The 17,588-nt window shown below is 51.2% G+C and carries 23 protein-coding genes and 1 pseudogene; 22 read left to right on the top strand and 2 right to left on the bottom strand.

The window, feature by feature from the left end:
- Positions 1 to 229: 229 nt before the first annotated feature.
- Positions 230 to 1,264: a phage portal protein gene (locus tag Q4519_RS07120; RefSeq protein WP_303511166.1), complete on the bottom strand. Its 1,035-nt coding sequence runs from the start codon at positions 1,262 to 1,264 to the stop codon at positions 230 to 232.
- A complete protein-coding gene (locus Q4519_RS07115; protein WP_303511163.1) occupies positions 1,264 to 3,021 on the bottom strand; it encodes a terminase ATPase subunit family protein in 1,758 nt (585 codons plus the stop codon). The genes Q4519_RS07120 and Q4519_RS07115 overlap by 1 nt, the downstream gene beginning before the upstream one ends.
- Before the next feature lie 155 nt (positions 3,022 to 3,176).
- Between Q4519_RS07115 and Q4519_RS07110 the strand changes: the two genes are divergently transcribed.
- The 22 genes and pseudogenes from Q4519_RS07110 to Q4519_RS07010 all read left to right on the top strand — a co-directional run bounded on the left by Q4519_RS07110 (position 3,177) and on the right by Q4519_RS07010 (position 17,580).
- Positions 3,177 to 4,010, top strand: a complete 834-nt coding sequence (locus tag Q4519_RS07110; RefSeq protein ID WP_303511160.1) for a GPO family capsid scaffolding protein — start codon at positions 3,177 to 3,179, stop codon at positions 4,008 to 4,010.
- 11 nt (positions 4,011 to 4,021) lie between these two features.
- Positions 4,022 to 5,068, top strand: a complete 1,047-nt coding sequence (locus tag Q4519_RS07105; protein WP_303511157.1) for a phage major capsid protein, P2 family — start codon at positions 4,022 to 4,024, stop codon at positions 5,066 to 5,068.
- A gap of 11 nt (positions 5,069 to 5,079) precedes the next feature.
- Positions 5,080 to 5,757 carry a phage terminase small subunit gene (gpM, locus tag Q4519_RS07100; protein ID WP_303511154.1) on the top strand — a complete coding sequence of 226 codons (678 nt, stop codon included), beginning with the start codon at positions 5,080 to 5,082 and terminating at the stop codon, positions 5,755 to 5,757.
- A 98-nt stretch (positions 5,758 to 5,855) separates the two neighbouring features.
- Positions 5,856 to 6,311, top strand: coding sequence for a head completion/stabilization protein (locus Q4519_RS07095; RefSeq protein ID WP_303511151.1), 456 nt, complete (start codon positions 5,856 to 5,858; stop codon positions 6,309 to 6,311).
- Complete coding sequence (locus Q4519_RS07090; RefSeq protein ID WP_303511148.1) at positions 6,308 to 6,514, top strand: tail protein X; 207 nt, start codon at positions 6,308 to 6,310, stop codon at positions 6,512 to 6,514. Before Q4519_RS07095 ends, Q4519_RS07090 begins: the two co-directional genes overlap by 4 nt.
- Before the next feature lie 2 nt (positions 6,515 to 6,516).
- Positions 6,517 to 6,891, top strand: coding sequence for a putative holin (locus tag Q4519_RS07085; RefSeq protein ID WP_303511146.1), 375 nt, complete (start codon positions 6,517 to 6,519; stop codon positions 6,889 to 6,891).
- Positions 6,888 to 7,211, top strand: coding sequence for a phage holin family protein (locus tag Q4519_RS07080; RefSeq protein ID WP_303511144.1), 324 nt, complete (start codon positions 6,888 to 6,890; stop codon positions 7,209 to 7,211). The genes Q4519_RS07085 and Q4519_RS07080 overlap by 4 nt, the downstream gene beginning before the upstream one ends.
- Complete coding sequence (locus Q4519_RS07075; RefSeq protein WP_303511142.1) at positions 7,208 to 8,026, top strand: N-acetylmuramidase domain-containing protein; 819 nt, start codon at positions 7,208 to 7,210, stop codon at positions 8,024 to 8,026. Before Q4519_RS07080 ends, Q4519_RS07075 begins: the two co-directional genes overlap by 4 nt.
- Positions 8,017 to 8,409: pseudogene (gene lysB, locus Q4519_RS07070) on the top strand (Rz-like lysis system protein LysB); the annotation flags it as partial. The gene Q4519_RS07075 and the pseudogene lysB, both read left to right, overlap by 10 nt.
- Positions 8,333 to 8,539, top strand: coding sequence for an Rz1-like lysis system protein LysC (gene lysC / locus Q4519_RS22415; RefSeq protein ID WP_369293054.1), 207 nt, complete (start codon positions 8,333 to 8,335; stop codon positions 8,537 to 8,539). The pseudogene lysB and the gene lysC, both read left to right, overlap by 77 nt.
- The gene (locus tag Q4519_RS07065) at positions 8,536 to 9,012 is read left to right on the top strand and encodes a phage tail protein (protein WP_303511138.1); all 477 of its coding nucleotides are present in this window, start codon (positions 8,536 to 8,538) and stop codon (positions 9,010 to 9,012) included. The genes lysC and Q4519_RS07065 overlap by 4 nt, the downstream gene beginning before the upstream one ends.
- Entirely contained in the window at positions 9,009 to 9,458 is a 450-nt protein-coding gene (locus tag Q4519_RS07060; protein ID WP_303511135.1) for a phage virion morphogenesis protein, read from the top strand. The genes Q4519_RS07065 and Q4519_RS07060 overlap by 4 nt, the downstream gene beginning before the upstream one ends.
- Before the next feature lie 85 nt (positions 9,459 to 9,543).
- Positions 9,544 to 10,119 carry a phage baseplate assembly protein V gene (locus Q4519_RS07055; RefSeq protein ID WP_303511132.1) on the top strand — a complete coding sequence of 192 codons (576 nt, stop codon included), beginning with the start codon at positions 9,544 to 9,546 and terminating at the stop codon, positions 10,117 to 10,119.
- Complete coding sequence (locus Q4519_RS07050; protein WP_303511130.1) at positions 10,116 to 10,451, top strand: GPW/gp25 family protein; 336 nt, start codon at positions 10,116 to 10,118, stop codon at positions 10,449 to 10,451. The genes Q4519_RS07055 and Q4519_RS07050 overlap by 4 nt, the downstream gene beginning before the upstream one ends.
- Positions 10,448 to 11,353: a baseplate J/gp47 family protein gene (locus tag Q4519_RS07045; RefSeq protein ID WP_303511128.1), complete on the top strand. Its 906-nt coding sequence runs from the start codon at positions 10,448 to 10,450 to the stop codon at positions 11,351 to 11,353. The genes Q4519_RS07050 and Q4519_RS07045 overlap by 4 nt, the downstream gene beginning before the upstream one ends.
- Positions 11,346 to 12,431: a phage tail protein I gene (locus tag Q4519_RS07040; RefSeq protein ID WP_303511125.1), complete on the top strand. Its 1,086-nt coding sequence runs from the start codon at positions 11,346 to 11,348 to the stop codon at positions 12,429 to 12,431. The genes Q4519_RS07045 and Q4519_RS07040 overlap by 8 nt, the downstream gene beginning before the upstream one ends.
- Complete coding sequence (locus Q4519_RS07035) at positions 12,428 to 12,787, top strand: hypothetical protein (RefSeq protein WP_303511122.1); 360 nt, start codon at positions 12,428 to 12,430, stop codon at positions 12,785 to 12,787. Before Q4519_RS07040 ends, Q4519_RS07035 begins: the two co-directional genes overlap by 4 nt.
- A 14-nt stretch (positions 12,788 to 12,801) precedes the next feature.
- Positions 12,802 to 14,841 (top strand): DUF1566 domain-containing protein, encoded by a 2,040-nt coding sequence (locus Q4519_RS07030; RefSeq protein WP_303511119.1) that lies wholly within the window; start codon positions 12,802 to 12,804, stop codon positions 14,839 to 14,841.
- 49 nt (positions 14,842 to 14,890) lie between these two features.
- Entirely contained in the window at positions 14,891 to 15,340 is a 450-nt protein-coding gene (locus Q4519_RS07025; RefSeq protein WP_303511116.1) for a hypothetical protein, read from the top strand.
- A gap of 147 nt (positions 15,341 to 15,487) precedes the next feature.
- Positions 15,488 to 16,657 carry a phage tail sheath protein gene (locus Q4519_RS07020; RefSeq protein WP_303511113.1) on the top strand — a complete coding sequence of 390 codons (1,170 nt, stop codon included), beginning with the start codon at positions 15,488 to 15,490 and terminating at the stop codon, positions 16,655 to 16,657.
- A 12-nt stretch (positions 16,658 to 16,669) separates the two neighbouring features.
- Positions 16,670 to 17,185, top strand: coding sequence for a phage major tail tube protein (locus tag Q4519_RS07015; RefSeq protein ID WP_303511110.1), 516 nt, complete (start codon positions 16,670 to 16,672; stop codon positions 17,183 to 17,185).
- A 59-nt stretch (positions 17,186 to 17,244) separates the two neighbouring features.
- Positions 17,245 to 17,580, top strand: a complete 336-nt coding sequence (locus Q4519_RS07010) for a phage tail assembly protein (protein ID WP_303511107.1) — start codon at positions 17,245 to 17,247, stop codon at positions 17,578 to 17,580.
- Positions 17,581 to 17,588 lie beyond the last annotated feature (8 nt).

Raw genomic sequence — 17,588 nt, 5'->3', positions numbered from 1 at the left:
ATTACCCGTTATTATTAGAGGGGACTTTTCCATGCGCAGCCCCAGTGCTGGAAAGGATCTAATAGGGATCTTGGATCTCGTTATTTTCATTGGATAAAGCCCGCAGGCGTGGCGGGGTCTCAACGGCGCGCGCTGGGTGATAGGAGTGATATTCTTTGTAGCCAAAGGAATGCTAGGCAAAAAAAAGACCAGCACTTGGCTGGTCTATTAACGCGGGGGATTGGGCTAGTTAAACCAGCCCCGAAGTGGCTGGGACTACCGCTAAGGCGTAGGGGTTGAACTTAATAATCTCTTCACCCGCCCAGTCGTTGATTGTTTTGAACGTGGCGCGCAGGCTTTCCATTTCATTGCAGTCAAACACTTGCGCCGCTTTTTCTACATCGCCAAAGCCACCGATGTTGCCGGGCATAACACCCATTAGCTGCGGCGGCACTCGGTGCGCTGCCAGTTGATCATCACGGGTCACGTTCTTCATGCTAAGAAACTCATCTTTAGCTGCCACCTCAGCAATCGGGATTATTTTTATACCGTCCTTGCTGCCGCCCGGCGAATACATTAGCAGGTTGCGAAAATTGCCCGGCCCTTTGCTATCCTTCAGCGCTTTGCGCAAGTCTTTGATGTCATCTTCTTTTTGTAGTGTATCGGTCATGTACATGATAAACCCCGCATGACTACCATTCTCGTAGTAACGACGACGGAACAGTGTGGCCGACTCATTCAGTAACGAGCTATTCATGCTGGCAACATAATCGGGGATGCCGTAAATCTCTTGGCTAATATCCGACTCCATCACTTGAAATACACTACCCGCTGCAAACTCCAATGATTCAGAATAGTTAGGGACCCACCAAAATGAACCCGGTTCAACACCGCGGCGACAAAATTTGGCGGCAGCGCGCTGATATCTGATTGGCGCTTTCAGCCGGTTCTTTATTTGCTCAATGTAGCAGTTACCGAAAATAAGATAATCCATGGCAATGCTACTAAATTCAGCAAGGCTCAACTTAGGATGCGGAATAAAGCAACTGCGTAAAATGTTACGCTTAACCTGAATAGCTGAGCCATGGTGAACCGCTGCGCGGTAAAGCTTTGCTAGTCCATCCAAAGACAATGGCGGCTCGTACCACTTGCCGTTATTCATCGCTTCAAGGTAATCAAATATTTCGCGTTGGCTCAGCACGGGCATGGGCTCACCAAACGTGAAAGCCTCGGCTCGTGGTTGCTCGGTCGTAGCCAGCTGTGTGGCCGATAGTTCAGTAGACATTAGAAAAACTCCATTGCACCAGAATTAACGACACTGCCGCCATCTAGTGGTTCATGTTGTAGCGCGTGCATGGTAGCCCACGCAATATCGGCATGACTGATTTCATCGGAGCGGCTGGCCTCATAAGTTGGCGCCCGTCCGCTCGCGGTTAATGTTTTGCGAATAGCCATAAATGCCGCAGCCATATCATTCCAGCCCGCATCAAACTCAAGACGCCCCTTACTAATCACGTCGTAAGCTTTAAGAACCAGTCGCCCTTTCACCACAGGAGAATATTGGAATGTAGTCACATGGGGGAAAAACGCTTTAACCAACTGGTAAACACCTTCACCAATACCGGTAATATCAATACCGATATAGGTCACGTTGTAACGCTCGGTCATCTTTTTGATTGCGTCAGATTGCGCCTTAAAGTCCATGCCTTTCCATTGATGCTTTTCAATAATGCGATGCTTGCCACCGGGCACCATTGATGGCAATACCACCACACAACCGGCGCTATCACCTTGACCACCTTTGGCTGGGTCATAACCGATCCATACTTCGCGATTTCCCACTGGTCGTGGCGCAAATGGTCGGTAGTCTTCCCAAACTTCCCAGCTATCAACCATGCATTTTTGCATCATCTGCATAGTGAACAGCGACATTGAATCGTCAATGAATTCACACATCAGCAGGTTTTGATATTCATCCGGGCTGTATTCTCGGCGCAGTTGCGACAAATCAAACAGCGTACAACCGCCCTTCACTGCATCTTCAACAGTAACAATCTGGCGCCATTGACCATCATCCCCTGCATGGCCGCTCGCCAGTTGTGAATGGGACAAATCAAGCTCAACACGATCCGCTTTTGCTCGGCCCCTGTTAAACAGTGCGCCGCTCCAATACGGGTAAGCTTCATGGGTCAAACTCGACGGTGTTGAAATATACGTTTGTCGCCAATGCGAGTGCATTGCCATGCCTGATGCTACTTTGCGTAGTTGCTGGAATCCATGCGTCCAAAAATACTCATCGAAATACAAGTTGCCGTGGTAACTCTGCGCGGTGCGCATGTTGGTACCCAAAAAATACAGGTGAGCGCCATTGGGTAAAATAATGGGATCACCGCGCAATTCTAGACCTGCAATATCACGGGCAAACTGCAAAATGTAATGTTTAAAAACGTGCGCTTGTGCTTTAGATGCGGACAGGAAAATCTGATTACGACCTGTTATCACCGCATCAACAAACGCCTCCCGGGCAAAATAATAGGTCGCGCCAATTTGTCGCGATTTTAGGATGTTGCGGATCCGGTGAATCATGCCCGCTTCATGCCAACCCTTTTGATAATCAAACAGCTCATTGTTAAAGCCATCGACCAATAGTTTTTGTTGTTCTTCACTAATCGCGTTTTTCTCAACCGGTTTTTTCGGTCCTTTGTTGCGATTGGCTACTTTCGGGTTTAAGTCGCCCTCATGCCCGCCGTTACTGTATTTGTTAATGCGTGCAATGCGCTCAAGCTGCCGGCCCAGTAAATCAATCTCTTTAAAGTCTTTACCATCTTTGCTGTCTTTGTTTATCAGCTGGATCATGCGCGACTCCAACGTAGAGTCCACACGGTCAATCGGCTTGGCATTATCCCATTGGCCCGATTTTTTCCACGTCCCCATTGTGGATTCAGGAACGTCAAGCACTTCGGCAATACGCCGCAGCCGCCAACCCTGCCAATACAAGGCACGGGCTTGGAACTTAGGGTCTAAATCATCATCTGTCATCATGCGTCACATCTTACGGACGCGCGCGCGAAGGCTCGCCTTGTTTGAGGTGTACCGCGCCACGGTACACAGCCACCGCATTGACCATTTACCTCAAGCTATTGACCATAAGCATCTGTTTGCACAAAAACAAAAACCTCATCAAAGGAGCCGACCCGATGGCTAGCAAGAACAAGTACAAAAGCAAGTTTTTCCGAGTTGCCACCGAAGGTGATACCACCGACGGCCGAGTAATCGAACGTAACTGGATAGAGCAAGCCGCGGCCAACTTTAACCAAGCAACCTACGGCGCGCGCGTGTGGTTAGAACATATTCGCGGGCTATATGCCGATAGCGATTTCAAAGCCTACGGCGACGTGACCGCACTAAAAGCCGAAGAAGTGGATGGGAAAATGGCGCTATTTGCCCAAATTGACCCGACCAACGATCTCGTAAAAATGAACAAAGACCGCCAAAAGATTTATACCTCTATTGAAATCGACCCGAATTTTGCCAAGACAGGTGAAGCTTATTTGGTCGGCCTTGCGGTAACTGACTCGCCCGCCAGTCTGAGCACTGAAATGCTCAGTTTCTCAGCCGGAGCCCAGCAAAACCCGTTAGCCAGTCGCAAATTGCGCCCTGACAATTTATTCACCGCAGCCCAAGAAGTGCAGCTTGAATGGGAAGAATGCGAACAACCAGAAGGCCCAAGCTTGTTCAATCGCGTTAAAGCTCTACTGAACCAAGCCAAAGACAAAAACAAAGCCGACCTATCTGATGTCTCTCAAGCAGTGCTTTCCATCGCCGAACAAACCGCCGAAAGCACTGAACAAGTCGCCACCTTTAATAACAAAATCATCGAGCTGGAAAGCACCATCAACGACTTAACTACAGCGCAAAAAACGGCAGAAGAAAAATTCAATCAGCTCGAACACCAACTTAGCCACGAAGAGCAAATCCCGCCCCGCAATCCCGCCAGTGGCGGCAATGCAACCACTCCTGATTTTCTGTAAAGGATAGAAAAATGCGTAATACAACCCGAATTAAATACAATGATTTTACTAAACAGGTGGCGGCATTTAATGGCGTTACTAGCGCAGCTGAAAAATTTAGCGTTGACCCAACTACCCAGCAAAAACTAGAAACGCGCTTGCAAGAAAGTTCAACCTTTCTAGGAATGATTAACATGGTGGGCGTGCCTGAGCAAACGGGCGAAAAACTCGGCCTTGGCATTAACTCCACCATTGCTGGCCGCACCGACACCAACACCAAAGACCGCCAAGCAACCGACCCAAGCGCCCTACAAAAAATCTCGTATGCATGTAAGCAAACCAATTTTGATACCGCGCTGCGTTACAACAAATTAGACATGTGGGCTAAGTTTCCTGACTTCGCCACCCGCATTCGTGATGCGCTGCTGGTTCGCCAAGCACTAGACCGCATTATGATCGGATTTCACGGCACCAACGCCGCCACGGAAACAGACCGCGATGCCAACCCATTGCTGCAAGATGTGAACATTGGCTGGATCCACAAAGTACGCACCGACGCACCAGAACAAGTAATCAGCGAAGGCGTGCAGGCATCTGGCGAAATCCTAATCCATAAAAATGACGGTACCAACGAAGGCGACTTTGCCAACTTAGACGCGCTGGTCGCTAACCTAGTGGCAGAAGGCCTGCCAGCTTGGTATCAAGATGATACTGATTTAGTCGTGATTATGGGCCGTGATTTACTCAACGATAAAATGCTGCCAATGATTGAAGAGCATGCAGAAAAACCTAGTGAAACCGCCGCGTTAGACGTGATCCGCGCTCGTAAAATGGTAGGCGGTTTACCTGCTATTCGCGTGCCGTATTTTCCTGCCGGATCACTGATGATTACCCGCCTAGATAACCTCTCTATCTACTGGCAAGAAGGTGCTCGTCGCCGCGCCATTATTGACAACCCTAAACGTGACCAAATTGAAAACTATGAATCATCAAATGATGCATACGTGATTGAGGATTACGAAGGCGTAGTTATCGCTGAAAACATCAAGTTCGCTGGCCGCGCCATCGTCGCAGGCTAAACGGGGGCATCATGAGCAACCTGATCAGACAACACCGCCAGCGAGTGCTGGCGGCCAAGCAAGGCGCAGAGGGCGAACACTTCGACCACAAAGCAGCCAACCAGTATGAGCTAATGCTGATGCTGCAAGCCGGGCACCGCCGCGAATTAAAAAAAGTGCAAAGCATTGAGCGTAAAGCCGAGGTTAAAGCTAAGTACCTGCCCGAATATCAGGCCTACATTGATGGCGTAATAACCGGCAACTCAGGCCGCCAAGACGACGTATTAATGACCGTATTGCTGTGGCAAATAGACGCGGGCAACTTTGCCGAAGCGCTGCGCCTTGCCGCATACGCTATTGGCCATGACTTGCAAGCACCCGACCGTTTCGAGCGCAAAACAGCCACGCTGATTGCAGAAGAAATTGCCGAAGTAGCCATGAAGCGCGCCGGAACTGTCGAGCAAGTGCCCGCCGGGCTGCTGCTTGACACCTACGAGCTAACGCAAGATCAAGACATGTTTGATCAAGTGCGTGCCAAGCTGCACAAGGCAATAGGCATGGCAATGGAAGGTGAAGAACAGCTAACTGCAGCAGCAGAACATTACACCCGAGCACTCGAACTAGATGAACGAATTGGCGTAAAAAAACTACTTGAAAAAGTAGAGCGCGCCATAAAAAACAACCCTGCGCAGGCCCAGCCTGCCGGTTAACAGAGCGTGACCCGCAACCCTTGGGCGGCTCGGGTGTTAGCAGCATGATTGCGTAGCAAACACCCGACCACCGCCCATTCACATTCAGGAGCCAGAGCATGACGTTTTTCCCTGACAACCCAGAGCAGGCGCAAGGACAAGACATAACCAGTCACCCGTTCTGGCCCGCCATCAACACCGCCGCTACACGCGACGTAATGCGCATCGACGGCGATGTAACCGAGCCACGCCTTAAACACGCAGTGATAACCGCAATAGCCCAAGTAAATCAAGACTTAGTCGGCTATCGCAATGAGCAAGCAGAGCTAACTTTAGCCGACGTTCCCGCCGAAATTATCGGCGGAGAAAGCCAGCTAGTGCATCACTACAAGCGCGCCGTGTATTGCTTGGCCCGCGCCAACCTAATTGAGCGCCTACGCGACTACGACACCACCAAAGATGGTGAAGGTCGCGCCGAATCACTGGATCAAACAGTTACCGACCTACGCCGCGATGCGCGCTTTGCCGTACGTGCCATCATTGGCATCACTCATACCACCGTTGAACTGATATGAAAATACGCGCCCAGCAAGGCGACACGCTAGACGCCATTTGTCAGCGATATTACGGCCGAACCGCGGCAGTAACCGAAGCCGTGCTAGAGCAAAACCATGGGCTCGCTGAACTTGGCCCAATGTTGCCACAAGGCACAATTATCGAATTGCCCGACATAGCGCCACCCGAGCAAAACAACAAAATGATTCAACTATGGGACTAATAATGAGCGAACCAACAGCGGCCACCGTGGCCACCCTTACTACCACCGGCGCAGCCGTTGCAGCGCCAGCACTTGGCATTGACCCAATGTTAGTCATTGGAGCCATCACCGGGGCGGGCATCTTCGTGTTAAGCCATGAAGAAGAAAGCACCCTAAAAAAACTTATCTTATTTATCGGCTCAGTGGCGTGCGGGTTTATCTGCGCCCAGTTTGCCGCCGATATTATGAGCGCCATTATTCCCGGAGTTGCAAAAATCAGCGAAGGAGTCGGCGCAGTTGTCGCCAGCTCTATATCTGTTCGGTTTTTGCAGCGCGCGTTGCAAACAATAGACAGCGGCAGTTCGCTAGTCGACATCATAAAAGGTCGAAAACCATGATCATTCTAACCATTCACATTGTCACATTACTGATGCTGGCCTTTCGCATCATGTTATTTAGCACACGTAGTCGCCGCCGCCCCGTGATTGCATGGTTAGCCTATGTGCTGATGTGTGCTGCATTTGTTGAGGCAGTTCAAGCACTGTTTGGCATGAAGCCACCGCCCTCGGTTTTTAACTTAATTATAGAGGTTGCCCTCACGCTAGCCGTGTTTTGCCACGGCGGAAACATCGCGCATCTATTCAAGCCACAAGGCTATCAATCAAAGCTGAGCCAACTGCTATGTTGGAGCGCCAAAAATAAAAAGGTACACCAATGAGAATCGGAGCAAAAGGCGACACAGTGCGCCAACTGCAACAGAAACTAAACGCCGCCGGTGCCAAACCAAAGTTAGCGCTAGACGCTGACTTTGGCCAAAAAACCAAAGATGCCGTGATCGCATTTCAACGCAAACATGGCATATCAGCCATTGGTATCGCAGGCCCCAGAACCATGGCGGCCCTAACCGCCCAAGACAACCCAAACAGAATTAGTAAAGCCGACTTTGAGCGCGCCGCTAAAGCATTAGGTGTAAGCGTTGCCGCAGTCGCAGCAGTCGCAGAAGTGGAAAGCGCCGGCAGCGGATTCTTACCAGACGGGCGCCCCGTCATCTTATATGAACGTCACATTTTTCACCGCCAAGCCAAAGCTGACAACCCCAAGCAAGCCAAAGACTGGGCCAGCAAGTATGCTAATTTATGCAACCCGCGCCGCGGCGGCTACGCAGGTGGCTCGGCGGAGCACCATCGCCTTAACAGTGCCAAAACACTCAACCCACACTGGGCACAAGAAGCATGCAGCTGGGGCATGTTTCAAATTATGGGCTTTCACTGGCAGCAATTGGGTTACGCCAGCGTAACGGACATGGTGCAAGACATGCAGCGCAGTGAAGGTGCACAACTTGACGCCTTAGTGAGATTTATCAAAGCGGATAAGAAGTTGCATCAAGCCATGCTCGATTGTCAGTGGGCCACGTTTGCTCGCATCTACAACGGCCCCGCGTTTGAAGAAAACCTATATGACGTCAAGCTATCGCGCAGCTATGCGCAATTTGTTGACGTGTATACCAAAGACACCCCCGCGCCATGCAAATAAAACTGTTCGCTATTTTGGGCGTTGCCGCGTTGGTGTTAGTGCTAACCGCGGTTACGTGGGGACAACATCAAACGTTGGTCGCAGAGCGAAAAATGCAAGTAGTACTTAAAGCCACAGTGACAGAGCAAGCTAGTGTGATCAGCGTGTTAGAAACTCACGCCCTACGCAATGCACAAGACAGCGCCGAACTAAATAAAACCTTACAGCAAGTGCAGGCCCTAGCCAGTGAAGGTCGCCAAACATGGGAGAAGCTAAAGCGTGAAAACAACGATTTTAAAAAATGGGCTGAGTCTGTTTTGCCTGCTGATGCTATCCGCCTGCGCCAGCGGCCCGCCATCACCGGCGCCGACGGTTATAAATCTTGGCTGCAACAAAGTAACAGCCTGCACCCTACCAGCCAGCCATCCGACAAAAAATGAAGACCTTAACGCTGATATTGAGAACATACTGGCGGCATGGGCCAGCTGCGCCGCACAAATAGACATGATTATCCAGTGCCAGGAGCGACAATGAACAAACCCGAAGAGCTGCGCGCCCTGCTGCTAGCAGCCGTACCTCACTTAGCGCGAAATCCCAGCAACCTACAAATATTTATCGAGCAAGGTAAAATTGTGGCCACCGGTGCGGGGCAAAATCTGAGTTTTGAATACCAGTGTGATGTGATTATTTTAGCCACTGATTATGCCGAGCATGCCGATACCCTCATAGTGCCACTGATGGCGTGGGTGGCTAAGCACCAGCCAGAGTTGCTCACCAATCCAGACAAACGTCAGAACGGCGTTAAATTTCGCGCCGAGCTGATTAGCAAGAAAAAAAGCGATATAGAAATTACCATTCCAATCACCGAGCGAGTGCTAGTAACACCAGTGGAAGGCGGGCGCACAGTAAAGCATCTGCCAGAGCCATTATTTGATCCCTACAGCGGTTTTGAGTGGAAGCTGTTCATAGATGGTGAGCAAGTTCCAACGCCAGAGGGCAGTTTATGACCACCGAACTTCAGCCAATCATTGACCGATTAGATGCATTAATTGCAAACCTAAATACCACCGAACGCCGCCGCTTAGCAGTCGAAATAGCCCGCAGCCTTCGGGGGAGTCAAGCAAAGCGGATCCGTGAAAACAAATCCCCAAGCGGCACGAATTTTGAAGCCAAGAAACCACAACCTCAATTAAGAAAACGCCAAGGCAACTTACGCATGTTTAGTAAATTGCAGCGCAGCAGCTGGTTAAAATCAAAAGGCAGTCCGGAATCAGCAAGCCTAGGATTTGTTGGTTTTGCCAGCACCATTGCTCGCGTGCATCAATACGGCCTACGAGACCGAGTAAACAAAAACGGTACCCAGTATAAATACCCCGAGCGTGAGCTGCTAGGGTTCGCCGCCAGTGAGCTTGAAACCGTTGAGACCATCATCATTCGACACCTCGCTAAATAATCATAACTACTTTTTTGAAGTGTACCGCCCAGCGGTACACGCTCACCAGATAGCCCCCCGCTAAACCACTGGGCAAACTAGCCCCATGAATGAACATATTGCAGATTTACGCCGCCGCATTGATAACTTGCTACGACTAGGCACGGTAACCAACGTGCGCAAAAGCGAATGCAGAGTAAGCACAGGCGAAAACATTACCGACTGGCGGCCATTTTTTACCCGCCGGGCTGGCAGCGCGCGCACATCTTGGCGCCCAACCGTGGGCGAACAAGTCATGTTGCTGTCGCTGTCGGGCGACCTAGCCAATGCATATGTATTACCAGCCATTTACCAAGATGAATTTGAAGAGCCAGACGATCACCCAACCCGAGATCGCACCCTCTACCCCGACGGCGCAGTGATTGAGTACGACCCTGAAGTGGGTGCGCTTAATGTGACCGGCATTAAAACTGCGACCGTTGTGGCCAGTCACTTAGTCACTGTTGACTGCCCCGAGGTGCTCTTCACCGGTAATGTCACGACCAAAGGCAACCATACCGTTCAGGGCAAGATTATCGGCAAGAGTGGCGCAGACATCGCCGGCACGCTCAACAATAACGAAGTAAACGTAACGCGACATAACCACATTGAAACTGGAATAGAAACAAAGGTGATGAAATGACGTGGTCAGGAATGAACAGAGGCAACGGCCGTGAAATTAACGATCTCAGCCACATTCGCCAATCTATAGCCGACATCCTTACCACCCCCATTGGCACGCGAATCATGCGCCGTGAATACGGGTCGCACATTTCCGAACTAATAGACCAGCCGCAGAACGGTGCAACGCGAATGAAAATGATGGCGGCAACCGTGATGGCATTGCTGGCTTGGGAGCCAAGAGTTGATGTGGTGCAAATCGACATAGCAAAGAGCGATGCTGGCGCAGCTGAAATAACAGTGCACGGCGTCGTTAACGGTCAAAATCTAGCAGCAACGGTGAGGTTATCATGAGCGTAATAGACATCACTAAACTGCCCGCTCCCACCGCAATTGAAACGCTGAGTTTTGAGACAATCTATGCGGAAAGAAAATCATACTTTATCAGCCTTCACCCCGCGAATGAGCAAGAAAACATTGCAAAAACACTGGAGCTAGAATCAGAGCCCGTGGTTAAGCTGTTGCAGGAAAACGCCTATCGAGAGCTAATGCTCAGGCAACTGCATAATGAGCGAGCAAGAAAGCTGATGCTGGCCTACACCTTTGGGGAAGAGCTAGATCACATCGGCGTTACCTATTATCTAACGCCTCGCTTAGTGTTATTTGAGGGGGATCCCAACGCCGAGCCCCCAGAGCCACCAATCTATGAACGTGATGAAGACTATATTCGTCGTATCTTATTGGCTCATGATGCATGGTCAACCGCAGGCAGCCGTGAGGCATATATATATTATGCGCTAAGCTCATCGCCGCTAGTAAAAGACGCATCTGCGACACGGCTATTACCCGGCTTAATTCAGGTTTATGTTTTGTCTAGAGAAGAAGGCGCAACCGCCTCCCTTGATCTTATCGAAACAGTGCTAAACGCGCTAACAGCTGAGCAGGTTCGCCCACTAAACGACACAGTGCAAGTGGCCGCTGCACAACTTGAAGGTTTTCAACTGGATGCCGAACTTGAAATAGCCGATGGACCCGATAGCAACCCTGTCCTAGAAGCCGCATTAAGTGCCGCCCTTGAATACATAACCAAACAAAACCGACTTGGTGGCCGCATCATCATTGATAAATTAAAAGCCACCCTTTACGCCCCCGGCGTGGACTATGTCCGACTTAATCAACCGACTCAAAACATCATCACCGACGAGTCGGCAGCGCCAAACTGCGAAAGTGTCAACGTAAGGCGTCGGGATGAGTGACCTGCTGCCGCCAAGCAAAACATCGTTAGAGAAAAAGCTCGCTCAAACCGGTGCTGAAATTAGTCGCGTTAACGTACCGCTGCATAAGTTGTGGGACGCTGACAACACCCCCGAGCACTTACTGCCGTGGTTAGCTTGGGCGCTGGGAGTTGAAGACTGGAGCGATGATTGGTCAGAGCAGACTCGCCGCGCCGTAACCAAAGAGTCAATTCCTATTCGTCGCCTGCGCGGCACGCTGTGGGCGGTGAGACGCGCGCTAGAAACCCTTGGCTACAAAGGCGTCGAGGTTATCGAACATGCCAACACCATCGCCGCTTGGCAACATGCTGGCGGTAGATTTTTAACCGGCGATTTGGTTTTAGATGGGTCAAGACAGCTAGGCATCGCCGTAAGCTTGCGGGTGACCACTCGCCATTGGGCGCAGTACGCTCTTGGCTTTGATGTGTCCGATACATCATTTACTCAACGCGACCAACAACTAATACGAAAGCGAGTCGAACGCGCCGCACCTTTACGCAGTGAGTTAGTCGCGCTGATTTATCGCATGGGGCTGCGCTGGGAAAATATTATTAAACACCGCGTCAGCCAGCAAAAAATACGCATGTCATTAACCGGCTGTGCTGGTTTTAAGGTACATCGCGCCGGACTTTTATTCGGATGCAGAGAGCTATCGGGCATCAATGTGCCAAGTATTCTCGAAGGGGCCAGAGCGCTAACCGGTCACCGAATGTTATTAGGCGTTAAGCCAGCAGGTCGGCCATTCCCAGAAAGCTGGGGCACATCCCACTCGCGCATTGTCATGCGGCTGGCGATCAATTTCAACACCGAGAAAAAGTTAAAAATGTTAGGCAGACTTTCAGTTAGCCAGCTAGACGGTAAAGGCCACATCGGATCCCTGCTAGACGGCCAGCGCAGGCTTGAGGGAAAAAGAGGGTTCGGAGAAATAACACTGGGCTACTTACGCCCAAAGAGATTACTAGGGGCGCACCAATTGGGCAGCGCCAAAATTAACAGCATTGGCACCACTGCCACCGGCTATATACGCCGAGGTCGCCACTTAGAGGAAGTTGACGCATGAGTGAACCCATACCTGCAACCGAGAAATTTAGAACAAAAGTCGCCACCGCAGTGGCAATGGGTGGGTCTGTGCCTGCCATTACGCACGTTGCATGGGGAGCAGATGGCACCCCCGCGCCCATCACAGAAAATACGTTGCGCAACTTAGTGCACATGCAACCAGTAAGCAGCGCTATAGCAACAGGGCCACTACTCAGCATTATCACAGTGCTGCGCGGTGAAGATGCAAATGGTATAGCCATCAGAGAGCTTGGTCTTTTTGACTCAGACGGCGACATGGCTGCCCGCCGCACATTCAGCCCCAAAGAGCTGGACGATGGCACTGAATTTGAAACCACCTTAGAACTACAGTTTTAACTACGGAGCAACACATGACCGAACCAAATAAAGAATACCTACAGCCCAGCGAAAGCCCTAAATTCAATGACGCGATTGAAGGTGTTGCACCCCGGGCCGTTGACCACCCCACCACGTGGAACGTGCCTTATTTTCAACTAATCGAAAACGATCATTGGCTACGTGAAAAAGTACAAGCGGTTACAGACCAAGTGCTAGAGATTGTCGGGTCCGACCCCGTTAGCTTGTCAGACCAATTAGAAGCTCTGGTGCAATACGGCGCGCAGCAGGTTTTCACCGAGCGAACATCAAATACCGAATCATTCAACGTGGTTAGCGCTGTATCGGGCGATGATTCCATCGATATGGAAAGCACTGTAGGCATTAAGGAAAACCAACACTACTATTTGAACGACGCCGGAAACGTACAAAGCGTGCGCGTGAAAAAAGTGCTGTCAGCACAACGTGTAGTATTAACCCAGCAACTACTGTCCACGGTTGCAACCGGTGCCACATTATCGAGAAAATCACCAACAAGTTACTTTTCCCCACAGCTGACCAACACCGAGCGTGGTGCCATGCTGCATGCTATTGGCGGAGCCCTGCAAGTTAAACAGTTCACCGGCAGTAGCTGGCAAACACTGCCGCGTCGCGCAAACGGCGGTTATGACATACCTGCAGGCACTGAATGGGTGAGCGTAGCGGGTGAGTTAGAGCGAGTAGCGATTGTCAGCGATCTGCCCATCGGCGTGACTCGACGCCCCAAAAATGTAACGCCCAGCGAGAGTGCGCAAGGGCAAACTACCACCCCCATACTTACTGGCGGCGCTTACTACCCGCTTTACGGCGTGCCACAGGCCAAGCGACAATTTCAAGTTATCACAAACGGTGGCGACTTTAGTGCCCCACTTTATGAGGCAGAGGAAACGCCGCTAGAACAAGTGCCAAGACTAAAACACACCATCACTACAGCACTGGATATCAGCCAGCAATTTGCTTGGCGCTACCGCGACCAAAATGAAGAAGGGGAATTTTCAGTGTGGTCAACCCCCACCACCTTTGGCACTGCGGCCACGTATGTAGCGGCACCGACCATTAACAGCCCAGTAGCGGCAGCAATCGATGTCCCCGAACAGCCAGTGATTGAACTGTCCGATTTTGCGGTAACTGGCGGCACGGATACGCACACGGGAACATCGGTGCGGATCAAAAATGCCGCAGGTATGGTGGTATGGGAGCAGCTGAATAGCCCAACACTAGACAAAATTACAGTACCCGCAGGAATCATCCAGCAAGGGGGGATTCAGTACACAATAGAAGGCCAACACCATGGCCAGACTTATGGCGAGTCAGCATGGTCTGAACCAAGTAGCTTTACGTCTGCTCTGTCATTTATACCGAGCGGCAGTGACATCGGCGCGCCTTATGGCGGCGGTTATGTCATGGGTGAAATTATTTCCGATTATGACGGCGAGCGTTACCTGCTGATTGTTTCAGATGGCGGAGGCGATAGTTCCCAAAAGGACGGTACCACCCATTTATGGCGTAACGCCAACACTGCCGTGACGAACACACCCAGCAAACCACCAATGACACTGGCGGACGGCCGCGCCAACCATAACGCGCTAATAGCAGCAGGCATTACGCTATTCCCAGCCGCAAAATGGGTAGAAGATAACTGTAACGCAGGCGGCGGACTTAACGGTCACAAAGACTGGTACCTGCCTAGCCGTGATGAACTAGAGCTGATTTATCGCAACGCTAAGCCGGGCACCACAGAAAACAGCACCTCAGCAAGATACAACAGCGGCTTCGGTGGAGACGGGGCAGTGTATGGCACTAATGCCAGCGCACAACCAACCAACGAGGGCTATACCGTTGGATCTCCCGGGCAGACCGCCGCTGATTCATTTAAAGAAGGCGGAGCAGATGCGTTAGCCGCTGAATATTACTGGTCCTCCACTGAGGTTGATGCCAACAACACATCGCTTCAGAATTTTAGAAATGGCGAGCAGGCCGTCACGATTAGGACAAGCTCCCGCCGTGTTCGCGCAGTTCGGAGAGTGAAACTTTAGCACTAACCCCTTTTGTTTTTATTAATTAAGGAATCCGATGGAAATCCAAATGAAACACGTAACCGCATGCTATATCGATGCCGCAGATGGTCGGCCAGCAACAGAAGCACCTTTGCGCCACGGGCCTAAATTACCCCATGAGCAACTCGTGGTAGATGCCGTGGACCATCGCCAAACGCCACCACTTATCATAGGTCGCATGCCGATTGATGTGCCCATCAACAGTGCGATGAAGCTTATCTCCGACGAGTATCACTTGTCGTTGCTTGATGATTACAACTCATGGCGTGAGCAATTAGCAATAGCGCATCTTGAAGCAGATCAAGTGAGAACGGAGCAAGCCCGCCGCGAAGCCTACCGCGTGCGAGTAGATCCGCTAGTCAATGAATCTATCCTGAAGCGTGCGATGGGCGAAACTCAAGCAGCTGACGACATGCTCACATTGGCGCTAACGGAACGCGAAGCAATCCAGACTGAAAACCCTTGGCCAGCGGGATAACCCTGCGCCATTAAAGAGCTGGCGCTAACCAACCCCGCCAGCTCTTTATTGTGTACCACCCAGCGGTACACGCCCACCCGCTCGCGCCCTGCGCGCCCGCTCGGCAAACTATCCCAGATATTAATCCGTTCGAACTGGAGATAAGCAATGGAGTACCACCACGGCGTCCGCGTCATCGAAATAAACGAGGGCACGCGCACTATTCGCACCGTTGCCACCTCAATCATCGGCATGGTATGCACCGCAGACGATGCCGACCCACTCGCCTTTCCTCTTGATCAAGCTGTGTTACTCACCAACCCACAAAAAGCGATTGGCAAGGCGGGTGTAGCCGGCACATTATCAAAAGCACTTAAAGCCATTTCAGATCAGGTGAATACCATGGTAGTAGTGGTGCGAGTGCAACCGGGAATAGACGATGCAGCCACCACGGCCGCCATCATTGGCACTGTGACTGCCGCAGGTAAATACACCGGTTTACAGGCGTTGCTAGCAGCACAAGCGCAGTTAGGCGTAAAACCTCGAATCTTGGGCGTACCGGGACTCGACTCACTACCTGTTGCAACCGCGCTTGGCGTGCTTGCCAAAAAACTGCGTGCCTTTGCGTACATCTCAGCCTTTGAAGCCCAAACCAAAGAAGAAGTGACCACCTACCGCGAAAACTTTGGCGACCGTGAAATTATGGTTATTTGGCCCGACTTCACTAGCTTCAACGTGGGTACAGCTGCCACCGAAACCACTTGGGCAACCGCCCGCGCCCTTGGTCTTCGCGCCCGCATAGACAAAGAAGTGGGCTGGCACAAAACCCTTTCTAACATTGCTGTTAGCGGCGTTGAAGGTATTACCCAAGACGTATACTGGGACCTACAAGACCCGAGCACCGATGCGGGATACCTAAACGGAAAAGACATCACCACGCTAATCCGATCCAGTGGCTTTCGTTTTTGGGGCTCGCGCACTTGCTCAGCTGATCCCCTGTTTCAGTTTGAAAACTACACCCGCACCGCGCAAGTGTTAGCAGACACCATTGCCGATGCGCACATGTGGGCAGTAGACAAACCCATCACCCCCACCTTAGTCAAAGATATCATTGAAGGCATTAATGCCAAATTCCGTGAGTTAACCTCATTAGGTTACATCGTCGGCGCGAGTGCGTGGTTTGATGCCGAAATCAACGACAAAGACGTACTCAAAGCGGGCAAGCTTTACATTGATTACGACTACACCCCAGTGCCACCACTGGAAGACCTAACCTTCCGTCAGCGCATTACCGACCGTTACCTCGTCGACTTTGCCGCTGCAGTAGCCGACGCATAAAAGGGAACCACCATGGCACTACCAAGAAAACTAAAACACCTAAATGTATTTATCGACGGTGACAACTGGGTCGGCGTTGCCGAGTCTTACACCCCTGCCAAGCTCACTCGCAAGTTTGAAAAATATCGCGGCGCGGGCATGCCAGGCGCAGCCGATATCGACATGGGCCTCGACGATGAAGCCCTCGCAACCTCGTTTGTGTTCGGCGGATATGAAGCCGCATTGCTACGTAAAATGTCAGAAGAAAAAGTAGACGGCGTCATGCTGCGCTTTGCTGGCTCATACCAGCGCGACGACACCGGCGAAGTCATCGCAGTTGAAATTGTCCAGCGCGGCCGCTTTACCGAGCGCGACGCTGGCGAACAAAAAACGGCAGAAAGTACTCAAGTCACCATGAACATGACCAACGTCTACTACAAGGAAACCGTAGACGGCGAAAACCTCGTCGAAGTTGACGTAGTTAACATGGTCGAAATCGTCAACGGTAAAGACATGATGGCCGCCCATCGTCGTGCTATCGGCCTGTAATCCAATTTAACCAAATGCCCCGCAACCGCGGGGTTTAATTAACCCATAAGGTAATCACAATGACTCAAACAACCCCACTGATTAACCCAATATTCACAGCCACCATAACGCTAGACACCCCAGTGATCCGCAAAGGGGGTGACGTAACAACCATCACCCTACGCAAACCCAAAGCGGGTGAGCTTCGTGGCCTAAACCTAACCGACATTTTGCAGATGGACGTTAACGCCCTAGGTAAATTATTACCGCGCATCAGTAACCCAACCCTGACAGAACAAGAAGTACAAAACTTAGACCCTGCGGATCTCGTACAGCTTGGCGGTGAAGTCGCAGGTTTTTTAGTACCCAAGCGCATGAAGGACAGCCAGCCCAACGAGGCCTCCCTGCCTGCGTAGATGACCAA

Origin of the sequence: Motilimonas sp. 1_MG-2023 (genome assembly GCF_030547455.1) — a bacterium.
In the GTDB taxonomy this organism is placed as follows: Bacteria; Pseudomonadota; Gammaproteobacteria; order Enterobacterales; family CBDFNC01; genus Motilimonas.
Note: the sequence above shows the minus strand (reverse complement) of the source record. Positions and strands in the feature narration are given on the sequence as shown.

What these genes read in the sequence shown, in the direction of transcription:
- Q4519_RS07010 (WP_303511107.1), top strand. Translation starts at nt 17,245, where the DNA reads ATGACTCAAACAACCCCACTGATTAACCCAATATTCACAGCCACCATA.
- Q4519_RS07120 (WP_303511166.1), bottom strand. Translation starts at nt 1,264, where the DNA reads ATGTCTACTGAACTATCGGCCACACAGCTGGCTACGACCGAGCAACCA.
- Q4519_RS07105 (WP_303511157.1), top strand. Translation starts at nt 4,022, where the DNA reads ATGCGTAATACAACCCGAATTAAATACAATGATTTTACTAAACAGGTG.
- Q4519_RS07040 (WP_303511125.1), top strand. Translation starts at nt 11,346, where the DNA reads ATGAGTGACCTGCTGCCGCCAAGCAAAACATCGTTAGAGAAAAAGCTC.
- Q4519_RS07095 (WP_303511151.1), top strand. Translation starts at nt 5,856, where the DNA reads ATGACGTTTTTCCCTGACAACCCAGAGCAGGCGCAAGGACAAGACATA.
- Q4519_RS07055 (WP_303511132.1), top strand. Translation starts at nt 9,544, where the DNA reads ATGAATGAACATATTGCAGATTTACGCCGCCGCATTGATAACTTGCTA.
- Q4519_RS07035 (WP_303511122.1), top strand. Translation starts at nt 12,428, where the DNA reads ATGAGTGAACCCATACCTGCAACCGAGAAATTTAGAACAAAAGTCGCC.
- Q4519_RS07110 (WP_303511160.1), top strand. Translation starts at nt 3,177, where the DNA reads ATGGCTAGCAAGAACAAGTACAAAAGCAAGTTTTTCCGAGTTGCCACC.
- Q4519_RS07115 (WP_303511163.1), bottom strand. Translation starts at nt 3,021, where the DNA reads ATGATGACAGATGATGATTTAGACCCTAAGTTCCAAGCCCGTGCCTTG.
- lysC (WP_369293054.1), top strand. Translation starts at nt 8,333, where the DNA reads ATGCTATCCGCCTGCGCCAGCGGCCCGCCATCACCGGCGCCGACGGTT.
- Q4519_RS07020 (WP_303511113.1), top strand. Translation starts at nt 15,488, where the DNA reads ATGGAGTACCACCACGGCGTCCGCGTCATCGAAATAAACGAGGGCACG.
- Q4519_RS07060 (WP_303511135.1), top strand. Translation starts at nt 9,009, where the DNA reads ATGACCACCGAACTTCAGCCAATCATTGACCGATTAGATGCATTAATT.
- Q4519_RS07030 (WP_303511119.1), top strand. Translation starts at nt 12,802, where the DNA reads ATGACCGAACCAAATAAAGAATACCTACAGCCCAGCGAAAGCCCTAAA.
- Q4519_RS07080 (WP_303511144.1), top strand. Translation starts at nt 6,888, where the DNA reads ATGATCATTCTAACCATTCACATTGTCACATTACTGATGCTGGCCTTT.
- Q4519_RS07090 (WP_303511148.1), top strand. Translation starts at nt 6,308, where the DNA reads ATGAAAATACGCGCCCAGCAAGGCGACACGCTAGACGCCATTTGTCAG.
- Q4519_RS07085 (WP_303511146.1), top strand. Translation starts at nt 6,517, where the DNA reads ATGAGCGAACCAACAGCGGCCACCGTGGCCACCCTTACTACCACCGGC.
- Q4519_RS07075 (WP_303511142.1), top strand. Translation starts at nt 7,208, where the DNA reads ATGAGAATCGGAGCAAAAGGCGACACAGTGCGCCAACTGCAACAGAAA.
- Q4519_RS07065 (WP_303511138.1), top strand. Translation starts at nt 8,536, where the DNA reads ATGAACAAACCCGAAGAGCTGCGCGCCCTGCTGCTAGCAGCCGTACCT.
- Q4519_RS07045 (WP_303511128.1), top strand. Translation starts at nt 10,448, where the DNA reads ATGAGCGTAATAGACATCACTAAACTGCCCGCTCCCACCGCAATTGAA.
- Q4519_RS07050 (WP_303511130.1), top strand. Translation starts at nt 10,116, where the DNA reads ATGACGTGGTCAGGAATGAACAGAGGCAACGGCCGTGAAATTAACGAT.
- Q4519_RS07015 (WP_303511110.1), top strand. Translation starts at nt 16,670, where the DNA reads ATGGCACTACCAAGAAAACTAAAACACCTAAATGTATTTATCGACGGT.
- Q4519_RS07025 (WP_303511116.1), top strand. Translation starts at nt 14,891, where the DNA reads ATGAAACACGTAACCGCATGCTATATCGATGCCGCAGATGGTCGGCCA.
- gpM (WP_303511154.1), top strand. Translation starts at nt 5,080, where the DNA reads ATGAGCAACCTGATCAGACAACACCGCCAGCGAGTGCTGGCGGCCAAG.